General features: G+C 63.6%; 17 protein-coding genes. 12 read left to right on the top strand and 5 right to left on the bottom strand.

The genetic code is table 11. The annotated features are described in order from the left end of the window. Positions 1–233: 233 nt before the first annotated feature. Positions 234–1388, bottom strand: coding sequence for a DNA-processing protein DprA (gene dprA, locus ACGYKA_RS01945; RefSeq protein WP_394411257.1), 1155 nt, complete (start codon positions 1386–1388; stop codon positions 234–236). A gap of 99 nt (positions 1389–1487) precedes the next feature. Then, positions 1488–2909: a metalloprotease TldD gene (tldD, locus tag ACGYKA_RS01940; RefSeq protein ID WP_394411254.1), complete on the bottom strand. Its 1422-nt coding sequence runs from the start codon at positions 2907–2909 to the stop codon at positions 1488–1490. Positions 2910–3088: 179 nt separating this feature from the next. On the opposite strand from tldD, the gene coxB reads away from it, so the two are divergent. The 10 genes from coxB (at position 3089) to ACGYKA_RS01890 (ending at position 12171) form a co-directional block, all read left to right on the top strand. Continuing rightward, entirely contained in the window at positions 3089–4006 is a 918-nt protein-coding gene (gene coxB, locus ACGYKA_RS01935) for a cytochrome c oxidase subunit II (RefSeq protein WP_394411251.1), read from the top strand. Positions 4007–4066: 60 nt separating this feature from the next. Continuing rightward, positions 4067–5002: a heme o synthase gene (cyoE, locus tag ACGYKA_RS01930; protein ID WP_209219111.1), complete on the top strand. Its 936-nt coding sequence runs from the start codon at positions 4067–4069 to the stop codon at positions 5000–5002. Beyond that, complete coding sequence (locus tag ACGYKA_RS01925) at positions 5002–5169, top strand: cytochrome C oxidase assembly protein (RefSeq protein WP_271688021.1); 168 nt, start codon at positions 5002–5004, stop codon at positions 5167–5169. Before cyoE ends, ACGYKA_RS01925 begins: the two co-directional genes overlap by 1 nt. Next, positions 5169–5744: a cytochrome c oxidase assembly protein gene (locus ACGYKA_RS01920; RefSeq protein WP_394410158.1), complete on the top strand. Its 576-nt coding sequence runs from the start codon at positions 5169–5171 to the stop codon at positions 5742–5744. The genes ACGYKA_RS01925 and ACGYKA_RS01920 overlap by 1 nt, the downstream gene beginning before the upstream one ends. A 35-nt stretch (positions 5745–5779) precedes the next feature. Continuing rightward, positions 5780–6586 (top strand): cytochrome c oxidase subunit 3, encoded by an 807-nt coding sequence (locus ACGYKA_RS01915; RefSeq protein ID WP_271688018.1) that lies wholly within the window; start codon positions 5780–5782, stop codon positions 6584–6586. Positions 6587–6681: 95 nt separating this feature from the next. Then, entirely contained in the window at positions 6682–7368 is a 687-nt protein-coding gene (locus ACGYKA_RS01910) for an SURF1 family protein (protein ID WP_394411248.1), read from the top strand. 4 nt (positions 7369–7372) lie between these two features. Beyond that, entirely contained in the window at positions 7373–8761 is a 1389-nt protein-coding gene (gene thrC, locus ACGYKA_RS01905; RefSeq protein WP_394411245.1) for a threonine synthase, read from the top strand. Next, entirely contained in the window at positions 8758–10020 is a 1263-nt protein-coding gene (locus tag ACGYKA_RS01900; RefSeq protein ID WP_271693184.1) for a pitrilysin family protein, read from the top strand. Before thrC ends, ACGYKA_RS01900 begins: the two co-directional genes overlap by 4 nt. Continuing rightward, the gene (locus tag ACGYKA_RS01895; RefSeq protein WP_271689988.1) at positions 10017–10601 is read left to right on the top strand and encodes a GNAT family N-acetyltransferase; all 585 of its coding nucleotides are present in this window, start codon (positions 10017–10019) and stop codon (positions 10599–10601) included. Before ACGYKA_RS01900 ends, ACGYKA_RS01895 begins: the two co-directional genes overlap by 4 nt. 154 nt (positions 10602–10755) lie before the next feature. Continuing rightward, positions 10756–12171: an FAD-binding oxidoreductase gene (locus tag ACGYKA_RS01890; RefSeq protein WP_394411242.1), complete on the top strand. Its 1416-nt coding sequence runs from the start codon at positions 10756–10758 to the stop codon at positions 12169–12171. On the opposite strand, the gene ACGYKA_RS01885 is transcribed toward ACGYKA_RS01890, so the two are convergent. Both ACGYKA_RS01885 and ACGYKA_RS01880 read right to left on the bottom strand, forming a co-directional pair. Next, complete coding sequence (locus tag ACGYKA_RS01885) at positions 12168–12698, bottom strand: adenine phosphoribosyltransferase (protein WP_067267801.1); 531 nt, start codon at positions 12696–12698, stop codon at positions 12168–12170. The genes ACGYKA_RS01890 and ACGYKA_RS01885 overlap by 4 nt on opposite strands. Positions 12699–12865: 167 nt before the next feature. Continuing rightward, entirely contained in the window at positions 12866–13738 is an 873-nt protein-coding gene (locus tag ACGYKA_RS01880; RefSeq protein WP_271688012.1) for an S-methyl-5'-thioadenosine phosphorylase, read from the bottom strand. Positions 13739–14004: 266 nt separating this feature from the next. Here ACGYKA_RS01880 and ACGYKA_RS01875 point away from each other — a divergent pair, with 266 nt between their 5' ends. Continuing rightward, entirely contained in the window at positions 14005–15636 is a 1632-nt protein-coding gene (locus tag ACGYKA_RS01875; protein ID WP_394411240.1) for a SulP family inorganic anion transporter, read from the top strand. A 293-nt stretch (positions 15637–15929) separates the two neighbouring features. On the opposite strand, the gene ACGYKA_RS01870 is transcribed toward ACGYKA_RS01875, so the two are convergent. Further along, positions 15930–16535: a flavin reductase family protein gene (locus ACGYKA_RS01870; protein WP_067267806.1), complete on the bottom strand. Its 606-nt coding sequence runs from the start codon at positions 16533–16535 to the stop codon at positions 15930–15932. Between the two features lie 105 nt (positions 16536–16640). On the opposite strand from ACGYKA_RS01870, the gene ACGYKA_RS01865 reads away from it, so the two are divergent. Beyond that, positions 16641–17120 carry a GNAT family N-acetyltransferase gene (locus ACGYKA_RS01865; RefSeq protein WP_394411763.1) on the top strand — a complete coding sequence of 160 codons (480 nt, stop codon included), beginning with the start codon at positions 16641–16643 and terminating at the stop codon, positions 17118–17120. The last annotated feature ends 6 nt before the right edge of the window (positions 17121–17126 follow it).

The raw sequence follows: 17126 nt of genomic DNA, 5'->3' as shown, positions 1-17126 counted from the left end.
ACCTTAGATCAAAAACGGGGGCGGCTTTGCGCTGTCTCATGTGGGATTGCAGGGGTGTTTGTCAATGCAACTGCTGCGTAACACGGGTTTGCGGCGCAGCGGTTTCGCAGGCCGGATGGGCCGTTTCGCCGGCATCGACGGTCGGCTTGCGAGGCTTGATTGGCCCGACCAACTGCCCCGCGGTTGGTCTCCGATTTCGCGGCGCTTTGACCGGGCCGCGCTCCTTCGCGGCGTCAGGCGGAGCGGCTGAGCAGCCCGCCGGGTTGGCGCTGAATTTCCCCCTCCATCTCAAGATCGAGGAGCGCGGGGGCGACATCGCTACTCGGCACTTGCAAGTCGCGGATCAGCTGATCCTCCGCAACCGGCGCATGGCCGAGACGAGAGAGGATCTGCGCATGGAGCTTCGCGACAGGGCTTTGGTTTCGCGGCGGCGTTTCCGGGCGCGGGGCCGCGGGGGGCTTGCTGCGGGGTAGCGGGGGCTGAGTTTTCTCATCCGGCAAAACCTCCAACACATCCGCGGCAGAGCGCACCAGCACCGCGCCGTCGCGGATTAGCATGTTGCAGCCTGCCGCGCGGGCGTCCATCGGATGGCCGGGGACCGCCAGCACGTCACGGCCCTGATCGAGAGCGTCGCGGGCGGTGATCAAACTGCCCGAGCGGGCCGCCGCCTCAACCACCACCGTTGCACGGCTCAGGCCCGAGATGATGCGATTTCGGCGGGGGAAATGCCGGGCCATCGGTTGCAGCCCCATCGGTTGCTCTGACAGCCGCAGCCCCTGCGCGGCAATTTGACCGGCCAGCGCGGTGTTCTCATTAGGGTATATAATGTCGACCCCGCCCGCCTGCACGGCGATGGTGCCGCGGGGCAATGCGGCCTCATGAGCCGCCGCGTCGATGCCCCGAGCAAGGCCGGAGACCACGACGAAGCCAGTTTCGCCCAGTTCGGCGGCGAGGCTGCGGGCCATGCGCAGCCCAAGCGAAGAGGCGTTTCGCGCGCCCACGAGGGAGATCATCGGACGGCCCAGCAATGCCGGGTCGCCGATCAGCCATAGGAAGGGCGGCGCATCGGGAAGGTCGCTGAGCAGGCGCGGGTAGGGTGCCTCACCCTCAACCAACAGCCGGGCCCCGTCGCGGCGGGCGGCGTTGAGTTCCGCCTGAACGACCCCTTCGGGGCAGATGCGGTAGTCTGATATTCCGGCGGCACGCGCGACTTCCGGCAGCGCCTTCAGCGCCTCTTGGGCAGAGCCATGTTCATCGAGCAAGCGCCGATAGGTCGAAATACCCACACGGCGAGAGCGCAACAGACGAAGCCGGGCAAACTGTTCATCTTCCTGGGTGGGTGGGAGTGGGGGGTGAGTGGAAGAAGGATGTAGGTCCTTGTCAGTCATCCCGAAACTCCGTCCGTTGCAGAATCAGGTATAGGATTTAGTGCTTAACAACCTATGAAGATTTTCCCGCGTATTTGATTCAACCCCAGCGTGCCACCGTCAGGTCGCGGCCCCGCCGACGGTCAGCCCGCCGATCATCAGAGTGGGCTGGCCCACACCCACCGGCACCCACTGCCCCTGCTTGCCGCAGTTGCCCATGCCGGGGTCGAGCGTCGGGTCGTTGCCGATGGCGCGGATCTTTTGCAAGGCCGTGGCCCCATCGCCGATCAAGGTCGCGCCTTTGACCGGCGCGCCGATCTTGCCGTTCTGCACACGGTAGGCCTCGGTGCAGGAGAAGACGAATTTGCCATTGGTGATATCGACCTGGCCGCCGCCGAAGCCCACGGCATAGATCCCGTCCTTGAGGTCGGCCACGATATCGCCCGGTGCCGCGTCGCCGCCCAGCATATAGGTGTTGGTCATGCGCGGCATCGGGATATGCGCATAGGATTGCCGCCTCCCGTTGCCCGTTGAGGCGCTGCCCATCAGCCGCCCATTCTGACGGTCCTGCATATAGCCGACCAGCTTACCATCTTCGATCAGCACATTGCGCGCCGAGGGGGTGCCCTCGTCATCGACAGAGATCGAGCCGCGCCGGTCGGGGATCGTGCCGTCGTCTAGCACGGTCACGCCCTTGGCTGCGATCTGTTGGCCCATCAACCCGGCAAAGGCGCTGGAGCCCTTGCGGTTGAAATCGCCCTCAAGCCCGTGACCGATGGCTTCGTGGAGCAGGATGCCGGGCCAGCCGGGGCCAAGCACCACGTCCATCACGCCCGCGGGCGCGGGGACGGCTTCAAGGTTCACGCAGGCGATGCGCAGGGCTTCGCGGACCTTCGCCTGCCAGTCTTCGGGGGCCAGCATCCCGTCGAGCCCGATCCGCCCGCCGCCGCCGACACCGCCGCTCTCGCGGCGGCCATCCTGCTCGACAATGACCGAGACATTGACCCGCGTCATCGGGCGCACGTCACGCACCGAATGCCCCTCGGGGCGGAGAATCTCGACTTCTTGAATGCTGGCGGCGATCGTAGCGCTCACCTGTACCACGCGGGAATCGAGGCTGCGGGCATAGGCGTCGATCTCGCGCAGGGTATCGACCTTGACCGGGAAGGCGTGGCCCGCAATGGGGTCTTCGTCCGTATAGAGACGCGTGTTGCTGGCCTGAGGCGCATCTGCCCAAGTGCCGCCGCCATCGCCGACCGCCAGCCGCGCCGTTTCCGCCGCGCGGCGCAGGGCCGCTTCGCTCAGCTCGGTCGAATGGGCGTAGCCTGCCACCTCACCGCGCACGGCGCGCAGGCCAAAGCCCTCGGCGGCATCATAGCTGGCGGTTTTGAGGCGTCCGTCGTCGAAAACCAGCGCCTCAGAGCGGCGCCGTTCGAGAAATAATTCACCGTCATCGGCGCCGGCCACGGCCTCGCGCAGCACGCTCAGAGCGGTTTCTCGGTCCAGATCGGCCTCGAAGGGGGTGAAATGCGCGCGGCTCATCGGGGGTATCCTTGCTTGCTGTCACAAAACTGTCTCGCGCGGCTCTATGACGCAAGCATGTGACTTTATCTTGTAGGCAGAATATGATTGTAAGCACCCAGGATTACAACGGCACCGGATCGCAGCCGCGGTTTGGGGTGCTTATCGGCTTCTTAATGGTCACAAGATCAGGACGACATATGAAACATCTACTCCCCCTTTCCGGTCTTTTGACCAGCCTTGCCGCCCTGCCTGCATTGGCACAGGACAGCCTGCGCATTGACGGGCTTGATGTCATCGGCAGACCTGTTGACGGCGAGACAGGCTTTCAACCCGCCGTTACCGAATTGGCGCGGGATATCCATGATTTGGATCACCTGATTCTGGTGATCATCGCCGCGATCACCGTCTTCGTGACCGGCCTGATCATCTGGGTCATGATCCGCTACAACAAAAAGCGGAACCCGAACCCCTCGTCCTTTACCCACCACACCCCGATCGAAATCGCCTGGACGATCGGGCCGATTCTCATCCTTGTGCTGATCGGTGCCTATTCGCTGCCGATCCTGTTCCGTCAGCAGGAAATCCCCGAAGCGGACATCACGATCAAGGCCATCGGCAACCAGTGGTACTGGACCTATGAATATGTCGACGAAGAGATCGCCTTTGACAGCTACATGATCGGCGCTCCGGCGACGCTGGGCGACGGTGATGAGGACGTGACCCCCTTCGTGCTGGATGACGCGATGGTCGCCAAGCTCGAAGACGAAGGCTATAGCCGCGACGACTTCCTGCTGGCCACCGACACATCCGTCGTGATCCCCGTGGGCAAGACCATCGTCGTGCAGGTGACCGCCAGCGACGTGATCCACTCTTGGACCATCCCCGCCTTCGGCGTGAAACAGGATGGCGTGCCGGGCCGTCTGGCCGAACTGTGGTTCACCGCCGAGCAGGAAGGCGTCTACTACGGCCAGTGTTCCGAGCTTTGCGGTCAGGCGCACGCCTATATGCCGATCACCGTCAAAGTGGTTTCGGAAGAGGCCTATGCGGAATGGCTTGGCAATGCCAAGGCGGAATATGCTGGCATCGAACAGCCGCTGACCGTCGCCTCTAAGTAAGCCAGTGCCACGGGGCAGGGCGCAGGCCCATGCCCCGTGTTTACCCTTGGAAGGTTCGGGATGACTGACATCACCAATACGCCAACAAGTGAATACGACGCGCAGCTGGGGGATTACTTCGCCCTGCTGAAACCGCGCGTCATGTCGTTGGTCGTCTTCACGGCCTTCGTGGGGCTGTTGGCCGCGCCGGTTTCGGTCAATCCCGTCATCGGCTTTTGCGCGATCTTGTTCATCGCCATTGGCGGCGGAGCCTCGGGCGCGCTGAATATGTGGTGGGATGCCGATATCGACGCGGTGATGCGCCGCACGCGCGGGCGCCCGATCCCCTCGGGCCGGGTCCAACCCGGAGAGGCGCTGACGCTCGGCGTTGCGCTCTCGGGTCTGTCGGTGATGATGCTGGCGCTGGCGACCAACCTACTGGCGGGCGGGATGCTGCTTTTCACCATCCTTTTCTACGCTGTTTTCTATACCATGTGGCTCAAGCGTCTGACGCCGCAGAACATCGTCATCGGCGGTGCCGCGGGGGCCTTCCCGCCGGTGATCGGCTGGGTCGCCGCCACGGGCAGTTTCTCGGTCGAGGCATGGCTGATGTTCGCGCTGATCTTCATGTGGACACCGCCGCATTTCTGGGCGCTGGCGCTCTTCATGCGCTCGGATTACGACGACGCGAAGGTGCCGATGCTGACCGTGACCCATGGCCGCCCGGCCACGCGGCTGCATATCCTCGTCTACACCGTCCTTCTGGCCGCTCTGGCCATTGGCACGGCCTTCACGGCCATCGGCGGCATCTTCTATTTCGCCGTGGCGCTGGTGCTGAACGCGGCTTTCCTCTTGGGGGCCTACCGTATCTGGAAGCGGGATGAGGTCATGGCCGAGGGTGACGACTATGCCGAAGAGCGCAAGTTCTTCCGCCTGTCGCTGGCCTATCTCTTCTTGCACTTCGGCGCGATCCTGGGCGAAGCGGCCCTGCGCACCTTTGGCTTGGGAGGCTGGTAATGGGCATCCGACCAGAGCATGAGCTTCACAATCGCCGCCGCGGCCGCAACATCGGCGTGGGCCTGATGCTGGGTGCCTTCGTGGTGCTGATTATGGCGTTGACCTACGTCAAGATCACCCAGACCGATTTCGAACTCCCCCCGGAGCAACGCGAGGTGACACAGTAATGGCGCTTTCCGGTCCTCAGAAAACAGTGATGCAAACCGTCGGCGTGGTGGTGCTCATGGGCGGGCTCGCCTGGGCGTCGGTGCCGTTTTACGACTGGTTCTGCCGCGTCACCGGCTTTGGCGGCACGCCGGGGCAGGTCTCTGCCGCCAGCGCCGACGTGCTGGATAAGACGGTCAAGGTCCGTTTCGACGGCTCCCTGAACGACGGCATGCCGTGGGAATTCAAACCCGTGGTCCGCGAAATGGAGATCCGCATCGGCGAGACCGGGTTGGCCTTTTACGAGGCGTACAACCCGACCGACAAACCGGTGGCGGGGCAGGCGAGCTATAACGTCACCCCGTATACCGCCGGGGCCTTCTTCGAGAAGATCGACTGCTTTTGCTTTACCGAACAGGTGCTGGCCCCAGGCGAGCGCGTGCAGATGCCGGTAAGCTTTTTCGTCGACCCGGAAATGGTCGAAGACCGTGATGGGAAGTTTGTACATACCATCACTCTGTCCTATACATTCTACGAAATTGACCTGCCCGAGGGCTATGCCGCCCTTGATCAGGACAGCGCCACAACAACCAATTAACGACCTGATTGAACAAAGGTGAGGGACCCGCAACCATGGCCCATGCAAAAAACCACGACTACCATATTCTCCCCCCCTCGACCTGGCCGCTGCTGGGGTCGGTAGGCGGATTTGTCATGCTGGCGGGCGCTGTCCTGTGGATGCACGGGATGACCCCCTTCGTCTTCTTGGGCGGTCTGGTGGCCACCCTCTACGTCATGTTCGGATGGTGGGCCGAAGTGGTCTCCGAAAGCGAAGTGGGCGATCACACCGGCGTGGTGCGCATCGGCCTGCGCTATGGTTTCATCCTCTTCATCATGTCCGAAGTCATGTTCTTCGTGGCGTGGTTCTGGTCCTTCTTCAAACAGGCCCTTTACCCGATGTATGAATATGTCGGCACGGAATACGTCCAGCCCGACATTCATGCGGTCGATGCCTTCCACCTGCCGCTGATCAACACGCTGGTTCTGCTGCTGTCGGGCTGTGCCGTGACATGGGCGCACCACGCGCTGGCGCATGAGAACAACCGCAAAGACCTGATCTCGGGCCTGACCATCGCGGTGATCCTCGGCGTGCTCTTCACCGCGCTGCAGGCTTACGAATACTATGAACTGCTGGTCCATGACGATTGGACATTCGGCGGCGACATGTATTTCTCCAGCTTCTTCATGGCGACCGGCTTCCACGGTTTCCACGTGATTATCGGCACGATCTTCCTCTTCGTTTGCCTGCTGCGCGCCATGCGCGGCCACTTCACCCCCGAACGCCATGTCGGCTTCGAGGCGGCGGCGTGGTACTGGCACTTCGTTGACGTGGTCTGGCTGTTCCTCTTCTTCGCCGTCTACATGTGGGGCCAGCCCTGACCATAGGGCGGGGTTGCATCCGCGCCCCACACCCGTAAAACCCAAACGCGCGAAGCCCTCTTCGCGCGTTTGTCGTTTCAGCCAGAGAGATTCGAATGCGGCGCAGCCTGTTCTTCATCATCGTCGGCCTTGGCGGGGCAGCCATCCTCGTCGCACTCGGGGTCTGGCAGGTGCAGCGGCTGGCGTGGAAAGAGGCGGTCATCGCCGACATCAACAACCGCATCGCCGCCACGCCCGTTGCCTTGCCCGCCGATCCTGACCCGGAAGCCGACGCCTATCTGCCCGTCACCGTCAGCGGAGAGATCGGGGAGCAGGCGCTGCATGTGCTGGTCAGCCAAAAGCAGAAAGGCGCAGGTTACCGCGTCATCGCACCCATGGAACTGGAAGGCGGGCGGCGCGTGCTCATCGACCTCGGCTTTACCGCCACGTCGAACAAAGACGCCATCGCCCCCGCTGGCACCGCCACACTGACCGGCAACCTGCAATGGCCGCAAGAGGTCGACAGCTTCACGCCCGAGGCCGACATGGATCGCAACATCTGGTTCGCCCGCGATGTGGATGTCATGGCCGAAACCCTCGACACCGAACCGCTTTTGATCGTCATGCGCGAAGGCGCCGGACCGGAACCAAAGATCACCCCGCTGCCCGTCGATACCGGCCGCATCCCCAACGATCACTTGCAATATGCGATCACCTGGTTTTCCCTCGCCGCCATCTGGCTGGCGATGACCGTCCTTTTCCTGCGCCGCCGCCGCGCCCCTGCAACGCCGAAAGTCGACTGACCCTATGCGCTATATCTCTACCCGTGGCTCCGCCCCTGTTCTGTCCTTCGAAGAGGCGATGCTGACCGGCCTTGCCCGTGACGGCGGCCTCTACGTCCCCGAAACGATCCCGACGCTGAGCGCGGAACAAATCAGCGCCATGCAGGGCCAGAGCTACGAAGAGGTCGCATTTACGGTTATGCGCCCCTTCATCGGCGACACTTTCACGGACGAAGAATTCCGCGCCATCATCGCCCGCGCCTATGAGGGCTTCGGCCACACCGCCCGCGCGCCCATGGTGCAACTCGCCCCGAACCACTTCCTGCTTGAGCTGTTCCACGGGCCGACACTGGCGTTCAAAGACTTCGCCATGCAGCTTATCGGCCAGATGTTCCAAGCCGCCTTGGGCCGCAAGGGCGAGCGGGTGACCATCGTGGGCGCCACCTCGGGTGACACCGGCTCCGCCGCGATCGAAGCCTTCAAGGGGCTCGACAATGTCGACGTCTTCATCCTCTACCCCCATGGCCGCGTGTCTGACGTGCAGCGCCGCCAGATGACCACGCCTGCGGAATCCAACGTGCACGCGCTGGCCATCGACGGAGATTTCGACGATTGCCAAGCCCGCCTTAAGGACATGTTCAACGATTTCGACTTCCGCGATTCCGTGCGGCTGGCGGGCGTGAACTCGATCAACTGGGGCCGGGTGCTGGCGCAGGTGGTCTATTACTTCACTGCCGCCACCAGCCTCGGCGCGCCCCTGCGTGAGATCAGCTTCACCGTGCCCACCGGCAATTTCGGCGACATTTTCGCAGGCTATATCGCCAAGCGCATGGGCCTGCCCATCGCCGATCTCGTCGTTGCCACGAACCAGAACGACATCCTACACCGCTGCCTCTCGGGCCAGGGCTATCACAAGGGGAGCGTGACCCCGTCAATCAGCCCCTCGATGGACATTCAGGTCTCCTCGAATTTCGAACGCGCCCTCTTTGACGCCTATGACCGCGACGCCGGTGCCGTGGCGCAGTTGATGGACGAGTTGGGGCAGGGCGGTTTCGACGTCTCTCAAGGGGCGATGCAAGCGCTGCAAGACATCTACCGCTCGGGCCGCGTCTCCGAAGAGGAAACCACCGCCACCATCGCCGACCGCCGCCGCACCACCGGCGAGCTGCTTTGCCCGCATTCCGCTGTCGGTGTGAAAGTCGCGGATGATCTGCGCGATCCGGCCACGCCGATGGTCACCCTCGCCACCGCCCATCCGGCCAAATTCCCCGACGCGGTCGAAGCCGCAACCGGCATTCGCCCGGGCCTGCCGCCCCGCATGGCGGACCTTTTCGACCGGGAAGAACGTTTCACCCGGCTGCCCAACGACCTCGACGCGCTCAAAGCGCATATCAAAGGAAACCTCTCCGCGTGAGCCTACAACAGACCACATTGCCCAACGGCTTTCGCATCGTCACCGAACATATGGAGGGGCTTGCCTCCTCCGCCATCGGCGTCTGGGTCAACGCAGGCGCGCGCCACGAGACCCCGCAGCAAAACGGTATCGCGCATTTCCTTGAACATATGGCGTTCAAAGGCACCGCGACCCGTTCCTCGCTGCAAATCGCCGAGGCGATTGAGGATGTGGGCGGCTATATCAACGCCTATACCTCGCGCGAAGTGACGGCCTATTATGCCCGCGTGTTGGAAAATGACGTGGCGCTCGGCCTCGACGTGATTGCCGACATTCTGCGCAACCCGGTACTGGACCCTTCGGAAGTCGAAGTCGAACGCGGCGTGATCCTGCAAGAGATCGGCCAAGCGCTCGACACGCCCGACGATGTGATTTTCGACTGGCTGCAAGAGCAGGCCTACCCGGATCAGCCCATCGGTCGCACGATCCTTGGGCCGAGCGAGCGGGTCTCCGCCTTCTCGCGCGATGACTTGCAACGTTTCATCGCCGATCACTACGGGCCCGAGCAGATGATCCTTTCGGCTGCCGGTGCGGTGGACCACGACAAAATCGTCAAACTCGCCGAAAGCCTCTTTGGCGACATGCCCGCCAAGACGCTCTACCAGATCGACAGCGCCCGTTTCGGCGGCGGCGAATATCGACAGGTCAAACAGCTGGAACAGGCCCATTTCGCCCTCGGCTTTGAAAGCCCCGGGTACCGCTCCGACGACATCTACATCGCCCAAATCTACGCCTCAGCTCTGGGCGGCGGCATGTCCTCCCGCCTGTTCCAAGAGATTCGTGAGAATCGCGGCCTTTGCTACACGATCTTCGCCCAAGCAGGCGCCTATGCCGACACGGGCATGACCACGATCTACGCCGGCACCAGCGCCGAACAACTGCCCGAACTGGCCAATATCACCATCGACGAGATGAAGCGCGCGGCCTCCGACATGTCGCCTGCCGAAGTCGCCCGCGCCCGCGCGCAGATGAAGGCCGGGCTGCTCATGGGGCTGGAAAGCCCCTCAAACCGTGCCGAACGTCTTGCCCGGCTGATCCAGATCTGGGACCGCGTGCCGCCGCTGGAAGAAACCGTCGCGCAGATCGACGCGGTGACCACCGGCGACGTGCGCGACTTCGCCGAACGCATGGCCACGCAAGCCCCGGCGGCTCTCGCGCTCTACGGTCCGGTCGACGCCGCCCCGACGCTGGACGACCTTCACAACCGACGCGCCGCCTGATGCTGGGGCGACGCAAACTGCGGATTGAAACGGAACGGCTGACCCTGCGCCCGCCGATCCACGCCGATTTCCGCGCCTGGGCGGCCCTGCGCCGCGCCAGCAACGACTACCTGCGCCCGTGGGAGCCGACATGGGCCGAGGATCACCTCACCCGCAAGGCTTTCACCAACCGCGTCTACTGGGCGCAGCGCTCGGTCTCCTCGGGCAATGCCATGCCGCTCTTCCTGATCCGGCGCAGCGATCAAAACCTTGTCGGTGCGATCACCCTCGACAACATCCGCCGGGGGCCGGCCCAATCCGGCACCTTGGGCTATTGGACGGGCGAACCCTTTGCCCGCCAAGGCTACATGCGCGAGGCGATCGAAGCGACGGTGCATCAGGCCTTCACCCGCCTCGACCTGTCGCGCATCGAGGCCGCCTGCCTGCCGGAAAATCAAGCCTCCCGCGGCCTGCTTGAAAAGGCGGGCTTCAAATACGAGGGTGTCGCGCAGAGCTATCTGCAAATCGATGGCCGCTGGCGGACCCATGTGCTCTACGCCTCCCTGCGCAAAGACCGGCGCGGCCGCACGGGCGTAGGCTAAGCCGCAGCCCGAAACCTTTCGCTGACAACAAAAACATCCGCTGATAACATAAGCATCGCCGGGGCATGATCGCCCCGCCTCACGCCCCGCATTCTCCCAGCCGTTCCGGCGCTTTGCCCTTGCATCCGCGCGCCCCGCGCAGGATCAAAGGCCCATGACATTGAACCCCGCCGACACCGCCTTCATCAATACCCTGCGCGCACAACTCCCCGATGATGTGCTGCGCGACCCCGAGCAGCGCTACCTCGAAGAACCCCGCGGCCGCTACGCGGGGCAGGGCGGCGTCTTGGCCCTGCCGCGCAGCACCGAAGAGGTGGCCACCCTGATCCGCGCTGCCCATGCCGCCCGCGTGCCGGTCGTGCCCTATGGCGGCGGCACCGGCCTTGTCGGGGGCCAGATCAGCAGCGATGGCCCGGCACCCCTGATCCTCTCCCTCGAACGCATGAGCCGCATCCGGGCCGTCCTGCCCGAAGAGAATGTGCTGGTCGCCGAAGCAGGCACAATCCTCGCCGATGTCCAAACCGCCGCCGAAGAGGCAAACCGCCTCTTCCCCCTGTCCCTCGCCGCCGAAGGAACCGCGCGCATCGGCGGCACGCTTTCGACCAACGCAGGCGGCACCGGCGTGCTGCGCTACGGCAGTGCCCGCGACCTCTGCCTTGGCCTCGAAGCCGTCCTGCCTGACGGCCAAATCTGGCACGGGCTGACCCGCCTGCGCAAAAACAACACTGGCTACGATCTGCGCAACCTGCTGATCGGCGCCGAAGGCACCCTCGGCGTAATCACCGCCGCGGCCCTCAAGCTCTACGCCCGCCCCGCCCGCAGCGGCACCGCGCTCATGGTGGTCGAGAGCCCCGGTGCCGCATTGGCGCTCCTCTCCCTCGCGCGCGATCACTTGGGCGAAATGATCAGCGCTTTCGAATTGATGCACCGAAGAGGTTTCGATTTCCTTAACGAAACCCTGCCCAACATCCGCCAACCCTTCGCCGAAACCCCGCAATGGTGCGTCCTGATCGACATCGGCACCCCCGGAGAGATCGATACCGACGCCGCCCTAGAGGCCCTCTTCGCTGCAGCCCTCGACGCGGGCCACGTCTCCGATGGCCTCATCGCCCAGAACGCCCAACAGGCCCAAGACTTCTGGACCGTCCGCGAAACCATCCCCGAGGCCAACCGCCTAATCGGCTCGGTCTCCAGCCACGACATCTCAGTGCCCCTCGGCGCGATCCCCGAATTCATCACCCGCGCGACCGATGCGCTCTCGGCCCTCGGCGACTTTCGCATCAACTGTTTCGGCCATGTCGGGGACGGCAACCTGCACTACAACGTCTTCCCCGCAAAGGGCAAAAGCCGCGCCGATTACGAAGATAAGCGCGACGTCGTGAAACGCCTGGTGCACGACCTCGTCCACGACCTTGGCGGCTCATTCAGCGCGGAACATGGCGTGGGCCGCATCAAGGTCGACGACCTCGAACGCTACGGCGACCCCGCCAAACTCACCGCCATGCGCGCCATCAAAACGGCGCTCGACCCTCAAGGCATCATGAACCCCGGCGCCGTCCTAAGGGCTTAAAGCCCGTCGAAAGCGCAGAGCGCATGCACCTCTTTGCCAAGCGCTTCCAACCGCTTGCGCCCGCCCAACTCGGGCAGATCAATGATAAAGGCGCAGGAAACGATCTCGCCGCCCAAACGCTCAATCAGTTTGATCCCGGCCTCCGCCGTGCCGCCGGTGGCCAAAAGATCATCCACAACCAGAACCTTCTCGCCCGGTTTGATCGCATCATCATGCAGCTCGACAATGGCCTCGCCATATTCAAGCTGATAGTCCTGACTGATCACCGTGCCGGGCAGCTTGCCCTTTTTGCGGATCGGCACGAAACCCACGCTCAGCTGATGCGCAATCGCCCCGCCAAGAATGAAGCCGCGCGCCTCCAGCCCCACGACCTTATCAATCGCAATTCCCGCATAGGGGTGCAGCATCTGGTCGATCGCCATGCGAAACCCGCGCGGATCGGCAAAAAGCGTTGTCACGTCACGAAACATGATCCCCTCATGGGGGAAATCTACGATCGTGCGAATATAGTCCTGAACCTGTTTCATGCCGCCCTTCCGCGTGTTTGACCGGACCCGTCTTAGCGCAACGCGCCGCCCGGGCGAACCCCCGATCTGCGCGCACCGCACAACATCTAAAAAGGGGCGCCACCCCCCTCCCTTCATCCTTTCTTAAATACCTTCCGCACGCAGCCAAGCAAAGCCGCCGCCTGCGGTCAAAGCATCCGCCCCGCCACCGCATCCAACTTGGCCAGCAATTCCGGATCCCGCGCATCCGGCTGGGTCAGGATCGCAAATTCCAGCGCCCGGTCACAGCCGTGCGGGCAGGGCGCGCGCTCGGCCCCCAGAAGCGCGGGCAGGCGCGAGACCATGGCGCGGCCCTTGTCGGCGTTGCCCATCAGCGTGGCGATGATCTGCGTCACATCCACCTCGCCGTGGTCCGGGTGCCAGCTGTCGTAATCGGTGATCATCGCGACACTGGCATAGCAAAGCTCCGCCTCGCGGGCGAGTTTCGCCTCGGGCATATTGGTCATGCCGATCACATCCGCCCCCCAGCTGTCGCGGTACATCTTGGATTCCGCGAGCGTCGAGAATTGCGGCCCCTCCATCGCCAGATAGGTGCCGCCCCGGTGCACGTTAATGCCCGCGTCTCGTGCTGCGGTCTCGCAGGCGTCCCCTAAGCGCGGACAGGTCGGATGGGCGACCGAGACATGGGCCACGCAGCCGGGGCCGAAGAAGCTCTTCTCGCGCGCCATGGTGCGGTCGATGAATTGGTCGACGATCACGAAGTCGCCCGGGGCCATCTCCTCGCGGAACGACCCGCAGGCTGAGACGCTGATCACATCCGTGCAGCCCAGCCGTTTCAGCGCGTCGATATTCGCGCGGTAGGGGACGGAGGTCGGCGTATGCACATGCCCGCGGCCGTGGCGCGGCAGAAAGACCATGGCGACCCCATCCAGCGTGCCGGTCAGCACTTGATCCGAGGGCGCGCCCCATGGGGTCTCCACGGTGACCCAATCGGCATCCTGAAGCCCGTCGATGTCGTAAATGCCGGAGCCGCCGATCACGGCGATTTTCGTATCTGTCATGAGGGGTAAGCCTGTGCCTAGGATGGTTGCGGGTAAGGGTCAAAGAACCTCATAGAATGCCACGGGGATCAAGTGTTTTTGCCGAGAGGCAAGACACGACTGCGTCAGGGGAGGGGGCGAAAGTGTTTCTGCATTGCAGCAACTTCCGTGGCCCCGTCGCCAAGACGCTTTTCTTTGCGGCGAAATTCCTCTAGGTGCAGCCAAAAGCGCCCCGCATCCGCGGTCAGGGCGCTATACCCGTTTTCCGAAAGTCAAAGGACGCCCCCATGCGCGCCACGCTGCACAATTTCGCCAAGAACCTCGATGTGACCGATCTGCGTTGGATGCCGGATGACGGTTTCTCCATCGGGCGGCTGCGCATCGAACTGCTGTCGGGGCTGACCGTGGCGCTGGCGCTGGTGCCCGAGGCGGTGGCCTTTGCCTTCGTCGCCGGGGTGCACCCGCTGGTCGGGCTCTATGCCGCCTTTCTCGTGGGTCTCATCACCGCGCTGATCGGTGGGCGGCCCGGGATGATCTCGGGCGCGACCGGGGCGCTTGCGGTGGTCATGGTGGCCTTGGTGGCGCAGCACGGGGTCGAATACCTCTTTGCCACCGTCGTGTTGATGGGCCTGTTGCAGATTTTCGCGGGCGTCATGCAATGGGGCAAGTTCATCCGGCTGGTGCCGCATCCGGTGATGCTGGGCTTTGTCAATGGCCTTGCCATCGTGATTTTCCTCGCCCAGATGAGCCAGTTCAAAGTGCCTGGCACCATGGTCGACACCGGTCATGGCGTGGGCGGTGGTGAATGGCTTTCGGGTCAGCCGCTCTACCTCATGCTGGCGCTGGTGGCGGCGACCATGGCGATCATCTGGATCACCCCGCGGATCACCAAGGTGATCCCCGCGCCGCTAGCGGGCATCGGCGTGATTGCCGCCGTGGTGATCGGTTTCGGCCTCGACGTGCCGCGGGTGGGTGACTTGGCGTCGATCCAAGGTGGTTTGCCGAGCTTGCACATCCCCATGGTGCCGCTGACTTGGGAGACCTTTGAGATCATCCTGCCTTACGCCGTCATCCTCGCCGCCATCGGTCTGATCGAAAGCCTGCTGACCCTGAACCTCGTCGGGGATCTCACTGGCAAGCGCGGCGGCGCGAGCCAAGAATGTATCGCCCAAGGTGTGGCCAATACGGTCACCGGTTTCTTCGGCGGCATGGGCGGCTGCGCGATGATCGGCCAGTCGATGATCAACGTGAAATCCGGCGGTCGCACCCGTGTCGCCGGGATCGCCGCGGCGGTGTTCTTGCTGCTCTTCATCCTCGTCGGCTCCTCGGTGATCGAGCTTATCCCGCTGGCCGCTCTTGTCGGTGTGATGTTCATGGTGGTGATCGGCACCTTCGCTTGGAACTCGCTCACCATCCTGCGCAAAGTGCCGCTGATGGATGCTTTCGTCATCATTCTGGTGACCGTGGTGACCGTGATGGAAGACCTCGCCGTGGCGGTTGTCGTCGGCGTGATCGTCTCGGCGCTGGCCTATGCGTGGAACAACGCCCGCCGCATCCACGCGACCACGCGGGAATCGGTGACCGAAAAGGGCGCCAAGGTCTATGAGATTCACGGGCCGCTGTTCTTCGGCTCGTCCGACGGCTTTGCCGAGCTTTTCGATGTGGAGAACGACCCCGAGGTGGTGATCGTCGACTTCGCCGACAGCCGGGTGGTGGACCAATCCGCACTACAGGCGATCGAGGCGATGGCCGCAAAATACGAGGCTGCGGGCAAGCGTTTGCAACTGCGTCACCTCAGCCGGGATTGTCACCGTCTGCTGAATAAGGCGGGGCATTTGATGGTCGATAGCGATGACGACCCCGATTACGAATTGGCTGTTGATTACGATGTGCGCACCGGGGTTCTGGGCGGGCATTGAATGGAAAACCCGGCGCCGAAAGGTGCCGGGTTTTTTGTTTCTGGTCGAGTTTGCCACCGGCCCGGAATCAAGCCGCAGGCGCCGGGCCATCGCCTGCCCGCCCGTCACGCCAAAGGCGTGCCGTATTATTCTGAGCGCACCTCCGGTGCGACCGGGTAGGCGATTAAGAGAGGCTGGGCGCGAGCCTGCGGGCCGCACATCATGGTTGAGCCATAAAGTGGCACGCAGCGCCGTTAGATCGCCGACCCGCGGACAGGCGATGGCCCTCGCATCTTAACTGCGGCCCTCAGCCATCAATCATCCGGACGCTTCAACTCGAACACATCCCGCACCACCGTGTAATCGCGGTACCCCAGACGCGACAGCGGCTGGAACCGGGTCACGTCGAACCGCCCGTCGACCACGCAATCGTCGCGCATATGCACGCCCACGACCTCACCGAAAACCGCGAAATTCGCCTCGCCCGGCAGTTGCACGATCTGGGTCAGCTTGCACTCGAGGCTCGCGGGCGCATTCGCCACCCGCGCACAGGCGATCTGTTCGCACTCGGCCTTGTCGATCCCGGCGCGGGCGAATTCATCCTCGCCATGAGGCAGCATGGCGGAACTCACGTTCATCACGTCGCGCGCCGCATATTCCACCACGTTCACGCAGAACACCCCGGTTTCCCGAATATTGGCCACGGAATCCTTGGTGCCGTCCACGTCTTCCTTGGCGCTGGTCGAGGCGAACATCACCTGCGGCGGCACATAGGCGACGGCATTGAAAAAGGAATAGGGGGCGAGGTTGTCTCGACCCGCGCCATCACGGGTGGAGATCCAGCCGATCGGGCGGGGGCTGATGATGGCGTTGAACGGGTTATGCGGCAGACCATGGCCGTCTTCGGGACGATAGAACATGTACACTCCTTGATGGTTTGCACCCATGGCTAGCCTCATGCTACGTCCAGCGCCACCCGCAATTGCTCCCGAAAGCCTCCGGCCTTGCATCAGACGCCCTACAAGATGACCCCGGAGGTGCCCGCCGACCATTGGGAGGTTGAAGCGCTCTATGACACCTGTTTCGCGCCGGGGCGCGAGGCGTTGTCGTCTTACCGTCTGCGCGATGGCGTGTCGCCGGTGGCGGGGCTGAACCATGTGGCCCGCGATAGCGGTGGGATTCTGGCCGGGGCGATCCGCTATTGGCCCGTGCGCATCGGCGCGGCGAAGGCGCTTTTGCTGGGGCCGGTGGCGGTGCACCCCACAAGGCAGGGCGAAGGGCTGGGCGCGGGGCTGATCGAGACCTCGCTGGCGCAGGCGGCCCCGCTGGGGTGGGAACGGGTGATGCTGGTGGGCGACGCGCCCTATTACAACCGCTTCGGCTTTGCCCTGTTGCAAGGGGTCGAGATGCCGCCACCCACGAACCCCGCGCGCATCTTGGGCCGCGCCTTGGCCGAGGGCGCTTGGGCCGGGGTGACAGGCAAGGTTCGCCGCTGGCACGATTGATTTTAC

The sequence above is a fragment of the Sulfitobacter sp. 1A15106 genome, assembly GCF_043556995.1.
GTDB classification, from domain to species: Bacteria; Pseudomonadota; Alphaproteobacteria; order Rhodobacterales; family Rhodobacteraceae; genus Sulfitobacter; species Sulfitobacter faviae.
Note: the sequence above shows the minus strand (reverse complement) of the source record. Positions and strands in the feature narration are given on the sequence as shown.